This is a genomic window from Embleya sp. NBC_00896 (assembly GCF_045207785.1).
Lineage (GTDB): Bacteria > Actinomycetota > Actinomycetes > Streptomycetales > Streptomycetaceae > Embleya.
Map to the genome: position 1 here is coordinate 1,689,746 of NZ_CP108777.1, position 14,249 is coordinate 1,703,994.

Consider the following 14,249-nt stretch of genomic DNA (forward strand, 5'->3'; position numbering starts at 1 on the left):
ACGGGTGCAGGCCCCAGTGCGCACGCGAATTGCCGGCGGCAGGATCCCCGCCGGGTTGCGTCTCCGCCCGCCCTTACCGCCCCGAGAATTCGCGCGCGGAGCAAAGGGTCGAACTGGCATGCTGCGCTCATGAAGAAGCCGATCAGAAGGGACGATGCCGCGTAATCGGCCGTCCCGGGTGCGTCGTACCAGTCGTTACTCACAGCGGCGTTCACCCGGAACTCCGCAACGCGGCCTGGCACATGGCTCCGGCCTGCTCGCCGGCGCGATCGCCCGCCTCGAACGGGACCGCCTCTGGTCCGGCGCGGTCGCCCAGGCACTTCGGCGGTGGTCGCGAGTGGCCCGTCGCCCCGGCCTGGCCCTCTCGGGTGGGTGCGGTTGCCCGTTGTGCAATCCGTACTACACAACCGACGAGCGCGCGGTGCTCGAACTCGCCCTCCACGCGCTGCCGCCACGAGCCGCTCGTGAGCTACGCGGCATGGTCCAACCACTCGACGACCTCTATATATCCCAGACCTGGCCCGATCCGTTCGCCCCACTCGACGACGGCTGGTGGGCACGGCGATGTTGGGGCTGACGCGCCTCCGTCGCGCGCCCAAGGGCCGATCAAGGGCCGCATCCGCGAGGCCATACTCGACCGGCCGCGGGCCGCGCGCCGTGCCGCCGTGCCGCCGTGCCCATGGACCGAGACAGCCAGACGGCTCGTTCAATCCGGTGGGTGTGGGTCAGGAGAGCTGCTTGTAATAGAAGTTGCAGTCCCGGAGGGAGCCCGTCGGGCCGGCGGCGTATTGCGGGACCGTGCCGTATCGGGTCCAGCCGGTGGTGCGGTAGAGGTGGTCCGCGGCGGAGTCGGCCTCGGTATCCAGGAGCAGGAGCGTGGCTCCGGCTCGGGCGGCGGCCTGTTCGGCGGTGGTGAGGAGGGCTTGGCCCAGGCCCCGGCCGCGGGCGTCGCGGTGGACCATGAGCTTGACGACCTCGGCGCGGTGCCGGCCGTTGGGCTTGGGCTCCAAGGCGAGGCTGACGGTGCCCGCGATGCCGGTGCCGCCGTTGGTGTCCTGGGTGTTCTCGGCGATCCAGACGGCCAGGTTGCCATTGGCGACGGCGGGCTCCAGGGCCGCCCACCAGGCCGCTGCCGCGTTTCGGTCGAAGGGGGCGAGGAAGCCGAGCGAGGAGCCGCCGGCCACGACGTCCGCGAGCAGGTCGGCCAGGCTCGGTATGCGGCTCCGGAAGTCATCGGCGGTCAGGCGGGTGATGGTGGGCAACGGGACCTTCTCCATGTTCGCGGCGGGTACGTTCACGGCAGGACGATCAGCAGGACGTAGCGGACCGGTTCGGGGCCCGGGCAGTGGAAGCGCGATCGATCCCACAGCCGGAAACGCAGGCAGTCCCCGGCCCGGATCCGGTGCGCGCGACCGCCCGCGGTGACCTCGAGGACGCCGTCCAGCACCCAGATGTGCTGCTCAAGCCCCGGCACCGGCGGACCGTCGTAGGAGATGTCCGCGCCGGGCCGCAGGATGCCCTCGACCACCTCGCCGCGCAGCCCCGGATGGGGCGGGGATACCGACCGGCGGGTGAAGCCCGACACCTCGTCCCGCCACACCGCCTGCCGTTCGGCCCGAACCAGTTGCGGCGGCTCCGCCTCCACCTCGGCCAACAGTTGCGACATGGTTCGCTCGTACGCCGCGCACAACCTGCCGAGCAGCGCCGCCGTCGGGCTGATCTCCGCCCGCTCCAGCCGGGACAGGGTCGACCGGCTCACGTCCGTGCGTCGCGCGAGTTCATCCAGTGACCAGCCACGCTCCGTCCGAAGCTCCGCGAGCCGACCGGCTAGGCGCGCCTCCACGTGCTCGGCGGAATCGCGGCTCTGGGATGCCGCGTTCCCTTCCCCATCCCCGGCGGTTCTCATATTCGAGACTGTATCCCATATATGAGAGCCTTGCTTTGGTGTCCGAAAGCTCCCGTCCCTGCGCGGTTTCGGGCCGCACGCAGCGCGAAGGGCCGCCCGGCCTTAAGCCGGACGGCCCGTCTACGAGGTCTTCGTCGGGTTTCTAGTTGCCGCCCGCGCCGTTGAGCAGGCCGCCGATGTTCAGGGAATTGCCGCAGATGTTGATGGGGATGCTGATCGGGATCTGGATGTTGTTGCCGGACAGGATGCCCGGGGAGCCGACCGCGGCGCCTTGCGCGCTCGCCCCGCCGCGGTTGATGCACGTGTTGCCGTGCGACCCGTGACCGGAGTTGCCGTGCTCGCTGTGCTGACTGGGCGTGCTGTGCTCTTCGTGGTGACCGGGCTTGCTGGGCTTGCTGCTCTCCTGGTGTTCGGGCTTGCTCGGCTTGCCGCTCTCATGGTGATCCGGCGTGCCCATGGGTTTGTTGTTGCAATCGCTGGAGTGGTGGCCGGGCTTGGGACACGGCTTCTCACCGCCCGCCGCCGCGGCGGAGCCTGCGCCCACCATGGTCAACGAGACGCCGAGACTGGCAATAAGAACTGTTTTCCTGATTTTGTTCATATACAACCGATACGCGGTCACGGTTGCGGACAGGCGACCCGACACGAATCTCCACCTGATTGGAGCCGGGACTCCACCCGACCGCACCAACGAGGCCGCCCCGCTTCGCCGGTGCCGGTCGGCGCGGTCGGCGCGGTCGACGAGGTCCGGCGCGGCCCGGCGCGGCTCGCAACAGCGCGGGGACGACCGTGAGTTCTTCGATTCGTCCGGGATTGTGCGAATCCTTAGACGATTGAACATGTAATTGCGATCCTCGACCATGTTCTGTCTCATACTGTTCGACTTGAATATGGGCATGACGACGAACGAGAACAACACCGCGAACACCACCGACGCCACCACGCTCGTCCTCGGGGGCACCGGCAAGACCGGCCGTCGGGTCGCCGAGCGGCTGGCCGCGCTGGGTCGTTCGGTCCGGATCGGCTCGCGCTCCGCGGCCGTACCCTTCACCTGGGAGGACCGCAGCACCTGGCGGCCCGCGCTGGAGGGCGTCGACAGTGTGTACGTCTCCTACCAGCCCGACCTGGCCGCCCCCGGCGGCGCGGACGCGGTCGGCGCCTTCGCCGAAATCGCCGCCGCCGAAGGTGTTCGCCACCTGGTCCTGCTGTCCGGCCGGGGCGAGCCCGAGGCCCAGGACGCCGAGGCCCGCCTCCGCGCCGCCGGCACCGAATGGACCATCGTGCGGGCGAGCTTCTTCGCCCAGAACTTCGACGAGGGCGCGTTCCTCGACCCGATCCTCGCCGGCGAGGTGGCGCTGCCGGTCGGCGACGTGGGCGAGCCGTTCATCGACGTGGACGACATCGCCGACGTCGCGGTGGCCGCGCTGACCGAGGACGGCCACACCGGTCAGGTGTACGAGGTGACCGGCCCGCGCCTGCTGACCTTCGCCGACGCCGTCGCCGAGATCGCGCGGGCCGCCGGACGTGAAATCCCCTTCGTCCAGGTCCCGTTGGACGCGTACACGACCGTCCTGGCCGAGTATCAGGTCCCGGCCGAGGTGATCGACCTGCTCGCCTTCCTCTTCAGCGAGGTGCTCGACGGGCGCAACGCGCACCTGTCCGACGGCGTGCAGCGGGCCCTGGGCCGCGCGCCCCGCGACTTCTCCGACTACGCCCGCGAAGCCGCGGCCCGCGGCGTCTGGAAGGTGTGACGACGTACCGTTCGCGTCCCCACCGCCCCGGTCACGCCCCCGGCATCCTGCCCGGGGCGTGCCCAACGCGCGACGCCTTCGGCGAGATGGCCGAACCGCATGCCCACGCCGCATGCCCACACCGTCCGCCGCATGGCCGCGGAGCCGGATCTCGGTGGATCGGCCCGCGTCGCGTGGCGCGTGTGTGCCACGCGGCGCGGGCCGACGAGATTCACCGGACAGGGGTTAGCCCTGGGCGGCCGGCTGGTAGGTGCACACGTGCACGCCCCCGTCGCTGACCACTGTCGAGGTCAGCTTGAGCGAGCGCAGTACACCGTCGGTGGGGAAGACCGTCTTTCCGCCGCCGAGGATCACCGGCATGACTATGAACCGGAGTTCGTCGATCAGGTCCTCCTCGAGGAGGGTCCGCACGAGCATGGCGCTGCCGGTGATCGCCAGGTCGCGACCGTCGGCCTCGCGCATTTTCCGGATCGTGGCGACGGCCTCGCCGCCGGGGATGCGAGTGGTGTTCTCCCACGTCAGGTCGGCATCGCCGAGCGTGTCGGTGACGACGTACTTCCGAGCGGCGTTCAACTGGTCGGCCATCGGGTTGCCAGCCTGCGCCGGCCACGCCGCGGCCATCGCCTGCCAGGTGCGCCGCCCGAACAGCAGCGCGTCGGCCTTGGCCATCGTTTCGGCGAAGGCGCCGCCGACGACCTCCGGGTCGAAGAACGGCTGCGACCAGCCGCCGTGGGCGAAGCCCCCGTCGGTGTCTTCCTGGGGGTGTCCGGGGGCTTGCACGACGCCGTCCAGGCTCATGAACTCACTGACCACGATGCGCATGGGACTGGGTCCTCTTCCTCGTTTTTGGGTGTAGGCCACTTCTTGGGTGTACGGCCACAGAGATCGCTCGACCCCTCGACGACCTGCGTCCCGGAATCGCACGGGTGGCCTCGAACCGATCTTCGGAACGACTCGAAAGCTACATTGCATTCACCGTTCTTTCAAACTTTATTTTCGTCAAACGGCGAAAGATTGCAGGTAGTTGCCGATCGATGTTTGCAATGAGATTGGCGATTACCGTAAAACCAACGCCAGCTCATTGCAATAGAATGGAGGTGAACGCATGCCGACTCCCCGCTCGCGGCGATGCCGGGCGGCAGGTCGGCCCATCAGAAACGCCGACGTATCCGGGTGATCGAGATGCCTCTCAACTCACCCGCGGATGCCCCTCAACTGCCGCAGCGTGTGGCCCGTCGTCGACTTGAACAGGAACTGCGCCCGCTCGTACGAGAGCCGTCCCCGCCCGGTCTCCGGACACACGTCCCGCGCGCCCAATACCTCCGCCCGTGCCGGGCCCGGCCGCCGTTCCGCGAGGAACACCGGGCCCCGCGTCCGTCCCGCCACCAACTCCGGTAGCAGGGCCGCCGTCGCCGACCGCCACGTCACCCAGCGGCCGCCCCCGCGCCGGGCCCGCCGATCCGCCGGCTCCAGGTCCTCCACGTTCAGCGCCAGCACCGCGACCACCACGGCGCCCGACTCGTGCAGCAGCGTCCACAACGCCCGCTCCCGCAACGGCACTTCCAGTTTCCCGAGCCACTGCGCGTCCAGTGGCGACGCCGCCGGCCGCCGATCCCGCCGCCGCCCCGCCCGCCGGCCGAGGCCCGCGTCGAGCCCGGAAACCTTCGCCCACGCGCCGAACGACCGCACCGCCGCCGCGTGCCGATTCCACGTCGCCGCCGCCGCGCCGCCCCACACCGTGCGGAACACGCCCGCCACCTGATCGGCCGTCAGCGACGCCACCGGCATACCGTCCCCCAACGCCAGCCGCAACCGCCGCAGCGTCTGGCCGTAGGAGCGAGCCGTCCCCGGCGCCATCCCATCCCGGGCCAGGAACGCCTCGACCGCCTCCCCGAGCGTGCACGCAGCATCGTCCGCCTCGTCCACGTCGTCCGTCGGGACGGCCTCCGCACGGCGCCGCAAGAACTCCCGCTCCGCCACGTTCCGCGTGAGCATCGCCGACCGCTCGAACTCGCGCCGCGCCTCCTCGTTCCGCCCCAGCCGCAGCAGGAGGTCGCCCCGGACGCCGGGCAGCAGGTGGTAATCCCGCAGCGTCGGTTCCGAGACCAGCTCGTCGGTCAGGGCCAGCCCCGCCGCGGGGCCGTGCGCCATGCCCACGGCCACGGCCCGGTTGAGCCGCACCACCGGCGTCGGCAGCAGTCGGACCAGCGCCTCGTACAGCCCGGCGATCCGTGCCCAGTCGGTTGCTTCGGCGGTACGCGCCTGCGCGTGGCAGACCGCGATGGCCGCCTGCAACACGTACGGGCCGGCGCCACCGCCCGCCGCCCGGGCCCGGAGCATCGCCGCGAACCCGCGCCGGATCAGCAGCTGGTCCCAGCGTCCCCGATTCTGCGCGTGCAGCGGTACGGGTTCGCCCGACGGGCCGGTCCGCGCCGCCGCACGCGATGCCTGGATCTCCATCAGCGCCACCAGCCCGTGCACTTCGGCCTCGTGCGGCGCCGAATCGGCCAGCAGCCGGCCGAGCCGCAGCGCCTCCAGGCACAGGCCGGGCCGCATCAGATCGTCGCCGGAGGTCGCCGAGTATCCCTCGTTGAAGATCAGATAGACGACCTCCAGCACGGACGTCAGCCGCTCGGCCAACTCGGCACCGTCCGGAAGCTCGAACGGCACCCGTTCCTCGGCCAGGGTGCGCTTCGCCGCCGCGATCCGCCGGGCGATCAGCGGCTCGACGGTGAGGAACGCCCGGGCGATCTCGGACGCGCTCAGCCCACCCAGAAGCCGAAGGGTCAACGCCGCTCGCGCCTCGGTCGGCAGGACCGGGTGGCAGGACACGAACATCAGCCGCAGTACGTCGTCCTGATCGGACGCGGCATCCGACTCCGCGCCCCCGGGCCCCTGTCCCTGTTCCAAGTCGCGCGCGAGCTGCTCGCCGCGCTCCTCCAGCCGCCGGTTCCGCCGGATGTGGTCGACGGCGCGGCGCTTGGCGATGGTGGTGAGCCAGGCGCCCGGGTTGTCCGGAACACCCGACTCGGGCCATTGCTCAAGCGCCGCGACCAGCGCGTCCTGGGCCAGCTCCTCGGCAACGCCGACGTCTCGCACCATGCGAGTGAGTGCGGCGATGATCCGGGCCGACTCCATCTTCCAGATCGCGTCGACCGTGCGGTGGACCTCCGTCACGGACACGGCGACGGCTCCGCCCCTGTCCGGATCACGGGCCGAACACCTGCTGGATCACGCTCTCGCCGTCGCCGACGATCCGCCGGAACCGGCGGCCCAGCTCGATCGCCTCCTCCTTGGAGCGCACCTCGACCAGGGCGAAGCCGACCACCGCTTCCTTGGACTCGGCGAACGGCCCGTCCGTCACGGTGATCTCGCCGCCGGAAGAAACCAGCCGGACGCCGGCCGGCTCCAGGCCGCCGGTGGCCAGGAGGACGCCTGCGGCGCTCAACTCCTCTATGAAGGCGCCCATTTCGGCGAAGAGCTTCTCGTCGGGGGCGGTCTCGGACGCCTTGGACATCATCAGATAGCGCATGGGAACTCCCGCTTTCCTCTCGCCCGGTCTGCCGCCGGGATGCACCAACACGTCGATCGGCCGATGTGACAGGGAATCCTAGCGTTCCCTGTCACATCGCCCGATCGACGAAATGGCGAGCACCGAAACACACCGCACCGCGACCCACACCACCGCGACCCACTCCACCGCGACCCACTCCACCGCGACCCACTCCACCGTCAGCGCAGCGGTAGGCGAGACCTGTGGCGGCCCGCCCGTCCCGCCCGTCGACAGTGCGCAAACAAAAATGGACAATCCGAGATCACCAGGCATCGAGAGAAATGGACTGCGACATGACCGCATCGGCGAACGGCCCCGCCAGCTACTTCCCTTCGATCGAGAAGAAGTACGGCCGCCCGATCGGGGAGTGGATGGTCCTCATCCGGTCCTCTCCCCTGACCAAGCACATGGAGCTCGTCTCCTGGCTCAAGGCCGAGTACGGACTGGGGCACGGCCACGCCACCGCCCTCGTCAAGCACACCCTCACCGAAGACCTCGGTAAGTGACCTCTCTGCACCGGGGCGATCCGGAAGCCGGGGTGCGCCCGACCGGCGGTCGCACCCCGACGACACCGGCGATGATCCGCGCGGTCAGCGGCCCTTGCCCCGGTGTCGGCCTCGGCCGGTCGGGGGTGCGTCGGGGGTGGTCGGCTTGGCGGGGGAGGTGTGGTCGGCCGCGGCCAGGACCGCGGCCAGCGCCGTGGTGACCGGGACGGAGGCGACCAGGCCGATGCTGCCGACCAGAGTGCGGGCGATCTCCTGGGCGACGATCTCGCTGGACGCGACGTCGAGGACGTCCCGCCGGGCGATCGAGAACAGCAGCAGCAACGGCAGGGCCGCGCCCGCGTACGCCAGGACCAGCGTGTTGACCGTCGACGCGATGTGGTCGCGGCCGATTCGGATGCCCGCGCGGTACAGCCGACGGGCCGACATGGTCGGGGCCGCCTGCTTGAGCTCCCACACGGCCGAGGTCTGCGTGACCGTCACATCGTCGAGCACGCCGAGGGATCCGATGATGAACCCGGCGAGCAGCAGGCCGCGGATGTCGATGTCGGGATAGAGCACGTGCACGAGGCCGGTCTCGTCGGAGGTGTTGCCCGTCAGGTGGGTCCACCCGATGAACAGCGAGCCGAGCAGGCCGATCAGCGACAGCGAGACGAGCGTGCCGACCACCGCGACCGAGGTGCGCGTGGAGACGCCGTGGCACAGGTACAGGGCGACGAACATGATCGCGCTGCCGCCGACGACCGCGACGAGCAGCGGGTTCGAGCCGTGCAGGATGGCCGGAAGAATGAAGAAGGACAGCACCGCGAAGCTGATCGCCAACGCGATCAGCGCGGTCAGCCCGCGCAGTCGGCCGACCAGGATGACCGCGGCCGCGAACAGTCCGGCGAGCAGCAGCATCGGTGGACCGCGATGCACGTCGACGACCGAGTAGCGGAGGTCTTCCGGCGCCTCCGGGGAGTACGCGAGCACGACCCCCTGCCCGACCGTGAAGCGGCGGAGCTGTTCGGGCCGGACGACTTCGGTGACCAGGCGGCCCCTGTCGGCGCCGGTGGTCACCTCGATGGTGGCCTTGCGGCACGCAGCGGGCGGGCCGGTCGCCGGCGAGGCGCCGAGGGTGGGGGGTGGCCAGGGCAGATCGCCCGGTGTTCCCGCCCCGCCGTCGGCCGCGGGCGATACGGCTTCGCCGCCGGCCCCGGTGCCGGGCGAGTCGTTCGCACCGCCGGTGCCGCCCGTCCCGCTCGCTTCGCCGCCGAACGCCTCGGCGTCGGCCTGCGCGCAGGACAACTCCTCGATCCTGGTGACCCGTCCGTCCCGGGTCTCCAGGTCGAAGCCCACGCCCGTACGCTGATGCGCCGGCGTGCCGCTCGGCCAAAGCAGCACCAGGCCCACGACGACCGCCGCCGCGAACGGGATCAGCACCGCCGCCACCATCCGCCGCAGCCGCGTCGACACCGGCGAGGCCGGACCGTGCGCGTGGGCGTGCGAGTGCCCGTGGCCGTGCCCGGGCGCGTGCCCGCGATGCGAATCGGCTTCGTCATCCGCGTCGCCGCGACCCCTTCGTGTCCTGCCCATGGCGCAGCCCCTCCCGACCCGGTCGACACGTCGTCCGAGAGCCCGGCGGAAGCGTACCGGGCCCAGCCACCCGCATCCGGCGCCCGAGCGGTCCCGCCGGTTGGCGCCCGCCCCGCCCGGCCGCGCAAGCAACTTGTGGTCAATCCGGCCCCGGCCGCAATATTCTTGCCTACCAGCCATTGTCATGGCTGATCGTTTGCGCGCGCAGCGCCGAGGTGGGAGCGCCGACATGGCCGAGATCGACAGCATCGACCACACCATCCTGCGCATGTTGCGCGAGGACGGGCGGCGGACGTTCTCCGAGATGGCGGGCCAGATCGGCCTGTCGGTCGCGGCGGTCAAGCGCCGTGTGGACCGGCTCCGCGAGGAGGGCGTGATCACCGGCTTCACGGTCCAGATCGACCACGCCAAGCTGGGCTGGGGCGTCGAGGCGTTCACCGAACTGCGCTACCCCGGGAGCATGCCGGTCAGCGAGATCGTCCGCACCGCCACCGACGCGCCCGAGGTCCAGGCGGTGTACACGATCGCGGGTGATCCCGACGCGCTCATCCACGTCCGGGTCCGCGACATCACACACCTTCAGCAGGTCATCGACCACCTGCGCCGCAACGGCAACGTCACCGGCACCAAGACCCTCATGGTCCTGGGCTCGTGGACCCGCGAGAGCTGACCACCGGGCTCCGGGCGGCTTCGGCCCCGGCCCCGCCCCGGCCCGAAGCCGACTGCGAGACCGACTTCCACGCCGGGTTCCGAGCCGACTTCGGCCCCATAAAGCGGACCAAGTGCGCGGCTACGGCGCCGGCTTGGTTGCCGCGTCCGCTCCGAACGGGAACGACTCCCGCATGAACCACTGCCCGTCGGCGTCGCCGACCACCAGGTCGAGGCGGTCGACACGCGCGGTCAGCGGCAACCGGGTCGTCACCTCGTCGGCCAGGGCCTGTAGTTCCTCGGGGCCCTGGCCGAGGGCGAGGGTCAGGTGCGGGCCGATGTCGTCGGGGTCGTCGATGTACGCGCCGCCGTACGGGGGATAGTCGGGCCAGCGCGCCGTCACCGCCTCGGTCAGGCGCAGCACCGGCGCCGCCGGATCGGGGGCGAGCCACAGGCCCCGGTGGAACCGGCCGACCCGGTTGAAGACCAGTTCGAGCGGCTCTTGCCCGGCGGCGATCACGGCGAGCGCGTCGAGGTCGGCGGGGCCGATGTCCGCGGGCGGCAGCCACGGGTACAGCACCGTGACGTGTGCGGGGATGCCGTCGGCGGCCCGCGGGTCGTGCCGTTCACGCCAGGGCGCGACGCTCCGCTCCACGTCGGGGACGAGCAATACGAGAGCACTCTCGACGTACCGTTCGGCCATGCCGGCAGTCTACGGTTCGCGGACGCGCATACCCGTGTATCGCGCGGATGGGCGGGTTCGAGTCGTGCCTTCCGGGGGCACTCGTTCCGACATGGCTGTGTTGAGAACCTTCGCGCGTCCCATGCTCGCTTCGATCTTCGTGGTGCAGGGGTACGAAACCCTGCTCCGTCCGGAACGCGTGGTGCCGGCCGCCGAACCCCTGGTGCGGCGGGTCGCCGATCGGGTGCCGTTCGTGCCGGCCGACCCGGAGTCGGCGGTCCGCCTGAACGGCGGCATCCAATTGGTCGCGGGGACGCTGCTCGCAGTGGGCCGGATGCCGCGCCTGTCGGCGCTCGCGCTCGCGGCCACGGTGGTGCCGACGACGCTGGCCGGGCACCGGTTCTGGGAGGTCGAGGACGACAAGGAACGGGCGGGTCAGCGGGTCCACTTCCTGAAGAACCTCTCGCTGCTGGGCGGCCTGCTGATCGCCGCCGCCGACACCCGCGGCCGACCCTCACTCGCGTGGCGGAGCCGGCACGCGGCGCACACCGTCCGCCGCGACGTCGCGATCGGCAAGCGCGCGGCCAAGGTGAGCTTCGCGCTGAGCGCGCCGGCCCATCGGGTGGGTGCCGCGCCGCGCGCGCTCGCGCATCGGGTGGGCGACCTGGTACCGAGCCACTGACGGGCGGGCGACCCAGCCCGGCGCCACGCGTCCGGCCCGCGCTCGACCCGCCCGGCCCTCACCCCATCCGGCTCACACGCCCGGGTCCGGCTCGATCGGCTCCTTGATGTGCGCGCGCACCGCCTCCAGCTGAGCCGCGAACGCCAGGCCCAGGAACAGCGCGATCGAGGTCACGTACACCCACAGGATCAGCAACACGAAGGAGCTCAGCGGGCCGTAGACCCGGTCGAACGAACCGCTGACCTGCACGTACAGGCTGAGTAGCCAGGTCGCGAGGGTCCACAACCCCAGATACACCGCCGCGCCGAACGCCAGCCAGGTGAACCCGGGTTGGCGCCGGCGCGGCGACCAACGGAAGATCGCGCACGCGGACAGCAGCGCGAGCGTGATGCCGATCGGCCAGTACAACGCCGTCCACACCGCCCGCTGGGTGTCGCCCCAGCCGTAGACCTCCGCCATCGCGTCGACGATCGCGCCGCCGGCCACCGCCAGAACCGACCCGATGCCGTGCGGGATGCCCACGATCACGGTCATGCCGAGCGCGCGCCCGTACTTGTGCTGGAACGGGCGGTCGCGCTCGGCGCCGTAGATGCGGTTCGCGCCGCGCTCGATCGCCGACATCGCCGTGGCGATGTTGACCAGCGCGAACGCCAGCCCCAGAGACATCGCCAGGGCGCTGCCCTCGCTCGCGCCTTGCAGCGTGTCCTCGACGACGCTCGAACTCGGCCCGGAGGACAGCCGCCCGATCACGAGCGACACCACTCGACCGAAGTCCTCGGTGTGCACGATCCGGGACAGACCGACCACGGCGATCGCGAGCGGCAGGATGGACAGCACCACCTGCAGCGCGAGCGCGCGCGAGTGGGTGAACCCGTCGGCGTACCGAAAGCGCAGGAACGCGTCGCGCACCAACGCCCAATTTCCGTACCGGCGGAGCGTCATCCACGCCTCGTCCGCCGACAGCTCCGAGCCGATCATGTCCCGCGTCTGCGGAACCCGCGTCGCCGTACCCACCTGCCACCATCTCCCCGTTGCCCCGCAGCGCCGAAGCCGCGCGTCCCCATCGGCCGCCCCCGCGCGTCCCCAACCGCCGAAGCCTGCCACGCCGGTCCGGGCGAAACGCCGCCGGGGGCGCGATCGGCGCGATCGGCGCGGGCGGCCGCCGGCGCCGCCAAGCGAAACGCAAGTGCGGGCGGCTGTACTCCTTGAGGAGACGACGAGAAGAAGGCACGGCGTAGGCCGCGTCCGATCGCTGGGAGACGCCGGGACGCTTGGCCGTGCGCCGACACGGGTTGACGCGCGTCACTGCGTATCGGCCTTCGGCCGGCCCGAGGTGCGACGGGCGAGATCCGAGCGCGTCCCGTACGCGAGATCAGGTGAGTTTCATGCGCATGGTGATCAGGGCCCGGCTGAACAGCGAGGCCTACAACCAGGCGAGCGCCGGGAAGCCGATGGCGGACACGATCAAGGCCATCATCGAGCAACTCCAACCGGAGGCGGCCTACTTCACCCCCACCGAGGGCGACCGCTGCTGTTACATCGTCTTCGACATGCAGGACTCCTCGGAGATGCCAAAGGTCGCGGAGCCGTTCTTCCTGATGGGCGCGAAGGTCTCCATCCAGCCGGTAATGAACCTCGAAGACCTCCTGAGGGGCTTGGCGACGCTGGATTGATCCAGAGCACAGGAGAGGCCGGTAGGAGAGTTCAGTAGGGGCCGGCCAATCGCGTGCGCGGGCGAGGCTTCGAGGGGAGATCGATGGCTTCCCTGCGGATCGGCGGCGCGTAGGTCCAGGCGATGTCGACGGTGTCGCTCGCGTCGACGGTCACAGTCATGCCGTGCGGCTCTTGAGGTCCGCGAGTTCGGCCTGGTGGGCGTCGATGTCCCGCTGCTCGTACGCGGATTCGACGGCAAACCAGGTGCCGACGACGTTGTTGTCACGCATGCAATCGCTGTGCGCGACCGCAGTGGCGATCTCCTGTGGTGATGCGGTCGATCCCTGCTGCCAGCGCCGGTCGGCCGACGCGTCCATGGGCGTGGCGTAGTCGAAGCCCTTGGCGCGCATACAGTCGGACCAGGCCCGGAACGCGGTGGTGACCCGCTCGTCCCGGATCGAGTGCTGCATGTTGTCCACGTTGATGTTCACCACGACATCGGGGTCCTGGGCCAACAGGCCCTTGGCGGCGAACTCGGCGTCGACCTCCTCGACGCAGCCGCCTTTGCCGGCCAGTGCCTCCCGTGCGGCGGCCGACATCGACGGCGGCACGGGCTGCTGTACCGCGCCGGGCTCCCGATACCCGTACTGCGCGGCCGCCGCCCGGTCTGCCCCGTACCGCATCTCCGACTGGGTATTGGGACCGGCGCCGGCCGCCGCGACGGGGAGGGTGACATCGAATCCGCGCCGCTTGAGGCATGTGGAGACGAGGACGCTCCGAGCGTTCTGGATGAGCCGCATCTGGTCGAGGTCGAGGAGGTAAGGCTCGATCGGAAGGAGCTGCCCGTGCATGTCGGCGAGCTGCCGGGGCGCCGGGATCGACGGTGGCGGCCCCTGTTCCAAGGACTGCGGGGCGCGGGGCGACTCCGACGCTGCCGCTTTCCCGGCCGCGGCTTCGTCATCTCCGGCCGCGCACCCGGCCAGGGCGAGGGTCGTCGCACAGGCAAGCGCCGCGAGGACGTGCAGCGGGGAGCGTGCGGCCCATCTGCCGCTCACCTCACACGTCCTTGAGTCGCGACGGCATGGCGTCGGTTTCCAGCCGATGCCGCATCGATTCGGCCATGATCATCATGGGCTAAGTAGAACTGGAGCCGACTGCCACGACTATCCGGACAGCGATGGCGACGCTGCGCATTTTGGCTTGTGTGGAACTGGGGCGAAGTACCTCGGGCCGGTGACGTTCACCATCCCCGGAGGCGCTCCGCTGCACCTTCCCTACACTCCCGGCAACGCCTCC

General features: G+C 70.7%; 17 protein-coding genes. 6 read left to right on the plus strand and 11 right to left on the minus strand.

Going from position 1 to position 14,249, the window contains the following annotated elements:
* Positions 1 to 337 precede the first annotated feature (337 nt).
* A complete protein-coding gene (locus tag OG928_RS40930) occupies positions 338 to 577 on the plus strand; it encodes a hypothetical protein (RefSeq protein WP_406291653.1) in 240 nt (79 codons plus the stop codon).
* 148 nt (positions 578 to 725) lie between these two features.
* On the opposite strand, the gene OG928_RS40935 is transcribed toward OG928_RS40930, so the two are convergent.
* The 3 genes from OG928_RS40935 to OG928_RS40945 form a co-directional block, all read right to left on the minus strand.
* A complete protein-coding gene (locus OG928_RS40935; RefSeq protein ID WP_331768288.1) occupies positions 726 to 1,277 on the minus strand; it encodes a GNAT family N-acetyltransferase in 552 nt (183 codons plus the stop codon).
* Between the two features lie 17 nt (positions 1,278 to 1,294).
* Complete coding sequence (locus OG928_RS40940; protein WP_331767086.1) at positions 1,295 to 1,906, minus strand: XRE family transcriptional regulator; 612 nt, start codon at positions 1,904 to 1,906, stop codon at positions 1,295 to 1,297.
* Positions 1,907 to 2,048: 142 nt separating this feature from the next.
* Positions 2,049 to 2,507, minus strand: a complete 459-nt coding sequence (locus OG928_RS40945) for a chaplin (protein WP_406291655.1) — start codon at positions 2,505 to 2,507, stop codon at positions 2,049 to 2,051.
* A 295-nt stretch (positions 2,508 to 2,802) separates the two neighbouring features.
* On the opposite strand from OG928_RS40945, the gene OG928_RS40950 reads away from it, so the two are divergent.
* Complete coding sequence (locus OG928_RS40950) at positions 2,803 to 3,657, plus strand: NAD(P)H-binding protein (protein ID WP_331767087.1); 855 nt, start codon at positions 2,803 to 2,805, stop codon at positions 3,655 to 3,657.
* Between the two features lie 225 nt (positions 3,658 to 3,882).
* Here the strand turns inward: OG928_RS40950 and OG928_RS40955 are convergent, their stop codons facing one another.
* From OG928_RS40955 to OG928_RS40965, 3 genes are all read right to left on the minus strand, one after another.
* Positions 3,883 to 4,479, minus strand: coding sequence for a dihydrofolate reductase family protein (locus OG928_RS40955; RefSeq protein ID WP_331767088.1), 597 nt, complete (start codon positions 4,477 to 4,479; stop codon positions 3,883 to 3,885).
* Positions 4,480 to 4,851: 372 nt separating this feature from the next.
* On the minus strand, positions 4,852 to 6,834 hold the full coding sequence (locus OG928_RS40960) for a DUF6596 domain-containing protein (protein ID WP_331768289.1): 1,983 nt from the start codon (positions 6,832 to 6,834) through the stop codon (positions 4,852 to 4,854).
* A gap of 31 nt (positions 6,835 to 6,865) precedes the next feature.
* Positions 6,866 to 7,189 carry a YciI family protein gene (locus OG928_RS40965; protein ID WP_331767089.1) on the minus strand — a complete coding sequence of 108 codons (324 nt, stop codon included), beginning with the start codon at positions 7,187 to 7,189 and terminating at the stop codon, positions 6,866 to 6,868.
* Between the two features lie 314 nt (positions 7,190 to 7,503).
* On the opposite strand from OG928_RS40965, the gene OG928_RS40970 reads away from it, so the two are divergent.
* Positions 7,504 to 7,716, plus strand: coding sequence for a DUF4287 domain-containing protein (locus OG928_RS40970; protein ID WP_331767090.1), 213 nt, complete (start codon positions 7,504 to 7,506; stop codon positions 7,714 to 7,716).
* 84 nt (positions 7,717 to 7,800) lie between these two features.
* On the opposite strand, the gene OG928_RS40975 is transcribed toward OG928_RS40970, so the two are convergent.
* Complete coding sequence (locus OG928_RS40975; protein ID WP_331767091.1) at positions 7,801 to 9,288, minus strand: YibE/F family protein; 1,488 nt, start codon at positions 9,286 to 9,288, stop codon at positions 7,801 to 7,803.
* Positions 9,289 to 9,517: 229 nt separating this feature from the next.
* Between OG928_RS40975 and OG928_RS40980 the strand changes: the two genes are divergently transcribed.
* The gene (locus OG928_RS40980; protein ID WP_331767092.1) at positions 9,518 to 9,958 is read left to right on the plus strand and encodes an Lrp/AsnC family transcriptional regulator; all 441 of its coding nucleotides are present in this window, start codon (positions 9,518 to 9,520) and stop codon (positions 9,956 to 9,958) included.
* 120 nt (positions 9,959 to 10,078) lie between these two features.
* Here OG928_RS40980 and OG928_RS40985 read toward each other — a convergent pair whose 3' ends face one another.
* Positions 10,079 to 10,639: a 2'-5' RNA ligase family protein gene (locus OG928_RS40985; protein WP_331767093.1), complete on the minus strand. Its 561-nt coding sequence runs from the start codon at positions 10,637 to 10,639 to the stop codon at positions 10,079 to 10,081.
* A 91-nt stretch (positions 10,640 to 10,730) separates the two neighbouring features.
* Between OG928_RS40985 and OG928_RS40990 the strand changes: the two genes are divergently transcribed.
* Positions 10,731 to 11,300, plus strand: coding sequence for a DoxX family protein (locus OG928_RS40990; protein WP_331767094.1), 570 nt, complete (start codon positions 10,731 to 10,733; stop codon positions 11,298 to 11,300).
* Positions 11,301 to 11,372: 72 nt separating this feature from the next.
* Here the strand turns inward: OG928_RS40990 and OG928_RS40995 are convergent, their stop codons facing one another.
* Positions 11,373 to 12,314, minus strand: a complete 942-nt coding sequence (locus OG928_RS40995) for a YihY/virulence factor BrkB family protein (RefSeq protein ID WP_331767095.1) — start codon at positions 12,312 to 12,314, stop codon at positions 11,373 to 11,375.
* A 371-nt stretch (positions 12,315 to 12,685) separates the two neighbouring features.
* On the opposite strand from OG928_RS40995, the gene OG928_RS41000 reads away from it, so the two are divergent.
* Positions 12,686 to 12,973, plus strand: a complete 288-nt coding sequence (locus OG928_RS41000) for a DUF3303 family protein (RefSeq protein ID WP_331767096.1) — start codon at positions 12,686 to 12,688, stop codon at positions 12,971 to 12,973.
* A 31-nt stretch (positions 12,974 to 13,004) separates the two neighbouring features.
* Here the strand turns inward: OG928_RS41000 and OG928_RS41005 are convergent, their stop codons facing one another.
* Together OG928_RS41005 and OG928_RS41010 are read right to left on the minus strand one after the other, a co-directional pair.
* The gene (locus OG928_RS41005) at positions 13,005 to 13,133 is read right to left on the minus strand and encodes a hypothetical protein (protein WP_331767097.1); all 129 of its coding nucleotides are present in this window, start codon (positions 13,131 to 13,133) and stop codon (positions 13,005 to 13,007) included.
* Entirely contained in the window at positions 13,130 to 14,008 is an 879-nt protein-coding gene (locus OG928_RS41010) for a hypothetical protein (protein WP_331767098.1), read from the minus strand. Before OG928_RS41010 ends, OG928_RS41005 begins: the two co-directional genes overlap by 4 nt.
* Positions 14,009 to 14,249 lie beyond the last annotated feature (241 nt).

Coding starts and splice junctions, on each gene's coding strand:
- OG928_RS40935 (WP_331768288.1), bottom strand. CDS start 1,277: ATGGAGAAGGTCCCGTTGCCCACCATCACCCGCCTGACCGCCGATGAC.
- OG928_RS40940 (WP_331767086.1), bottom strand. CDS start 1,906: ATGAGAACCGCCGGGGATGGGGAAGGGAACGCGGCATCCCAGAGCCGC.
- OG928_RS40945 (WP_406291655.1), bottom strand. CDS start 2,507: ATGAACAAAATCAGGAAAACAGTTCTTATTGCCAGTCTCGGCGTCTCG.
- OG928_RS40950 (WP_331767087.1), top strand. CDS start 2,803: ATGACGACGAACGAGAACAACACCGCGAACACCACCGACGCCACCACG.
- OG928_RS40955 (WP_331767088.1), bottom strand. CDS start 4,479: ATGCGCATCGTGGTCAGTGAGTTCATGAGCCTGGACGGCGTCGTGCAA.
- OG928_RS40965 (WP_331767089.1), bottom strand. CDS start 7,189: ATGCGCTATCTGATGATGTCCAAGGCGTCCGAGACCGCCCCCGACGAG.
- OG928_RS40970 (WP_331767090.1), top strand. CDS start 7,504: ATGACCGCATCGGCGAACGGCCCCGCCAGCTACTTCCCTTCGATCGAG.
- OG928_RS40975 (WP_331767091.1), bottom strand. CDS start 9,288: ATGGGCAGGACACGAAGGGGTCGCGGCGACGCGGATGACGAAGCCGAT.
- OG928_RS40980 (WP_331767092.1), top strand. CDS start 9,518: ATGGCCGAGATCGACAGCATCGACCACACCATCCTGCGCATGTTGCGC.
- OG928_RS40985 (WP_331767093.1), bottom strand. CDS start 10,639: ATGGCCGAACGGTACGTCGAGAGTGCTCTCGTATTGCTCGTCCCCGAC.
- OG928_RS40990 (WP_331767094.1), top strand. CDS start 10,731: ATGGCTGTGTTGAGAACCTTCGCGCGTCCCATGCTCGCTTCGATCTTC.
- OG928_RS41000 (WP_331767096.1), top strand. CDS start 12,686: ATGCGCATGGTGATCAGGGCCCGGCTGAACAGCGAGGCCTACAACCAG.
- OG928_RS41005 (WP_331767097.1), bottom strand. CDS start 13,133: ATGACTGTGACCGTCGACGCGAGCGACACCGTCGACATCGCCTGGACC.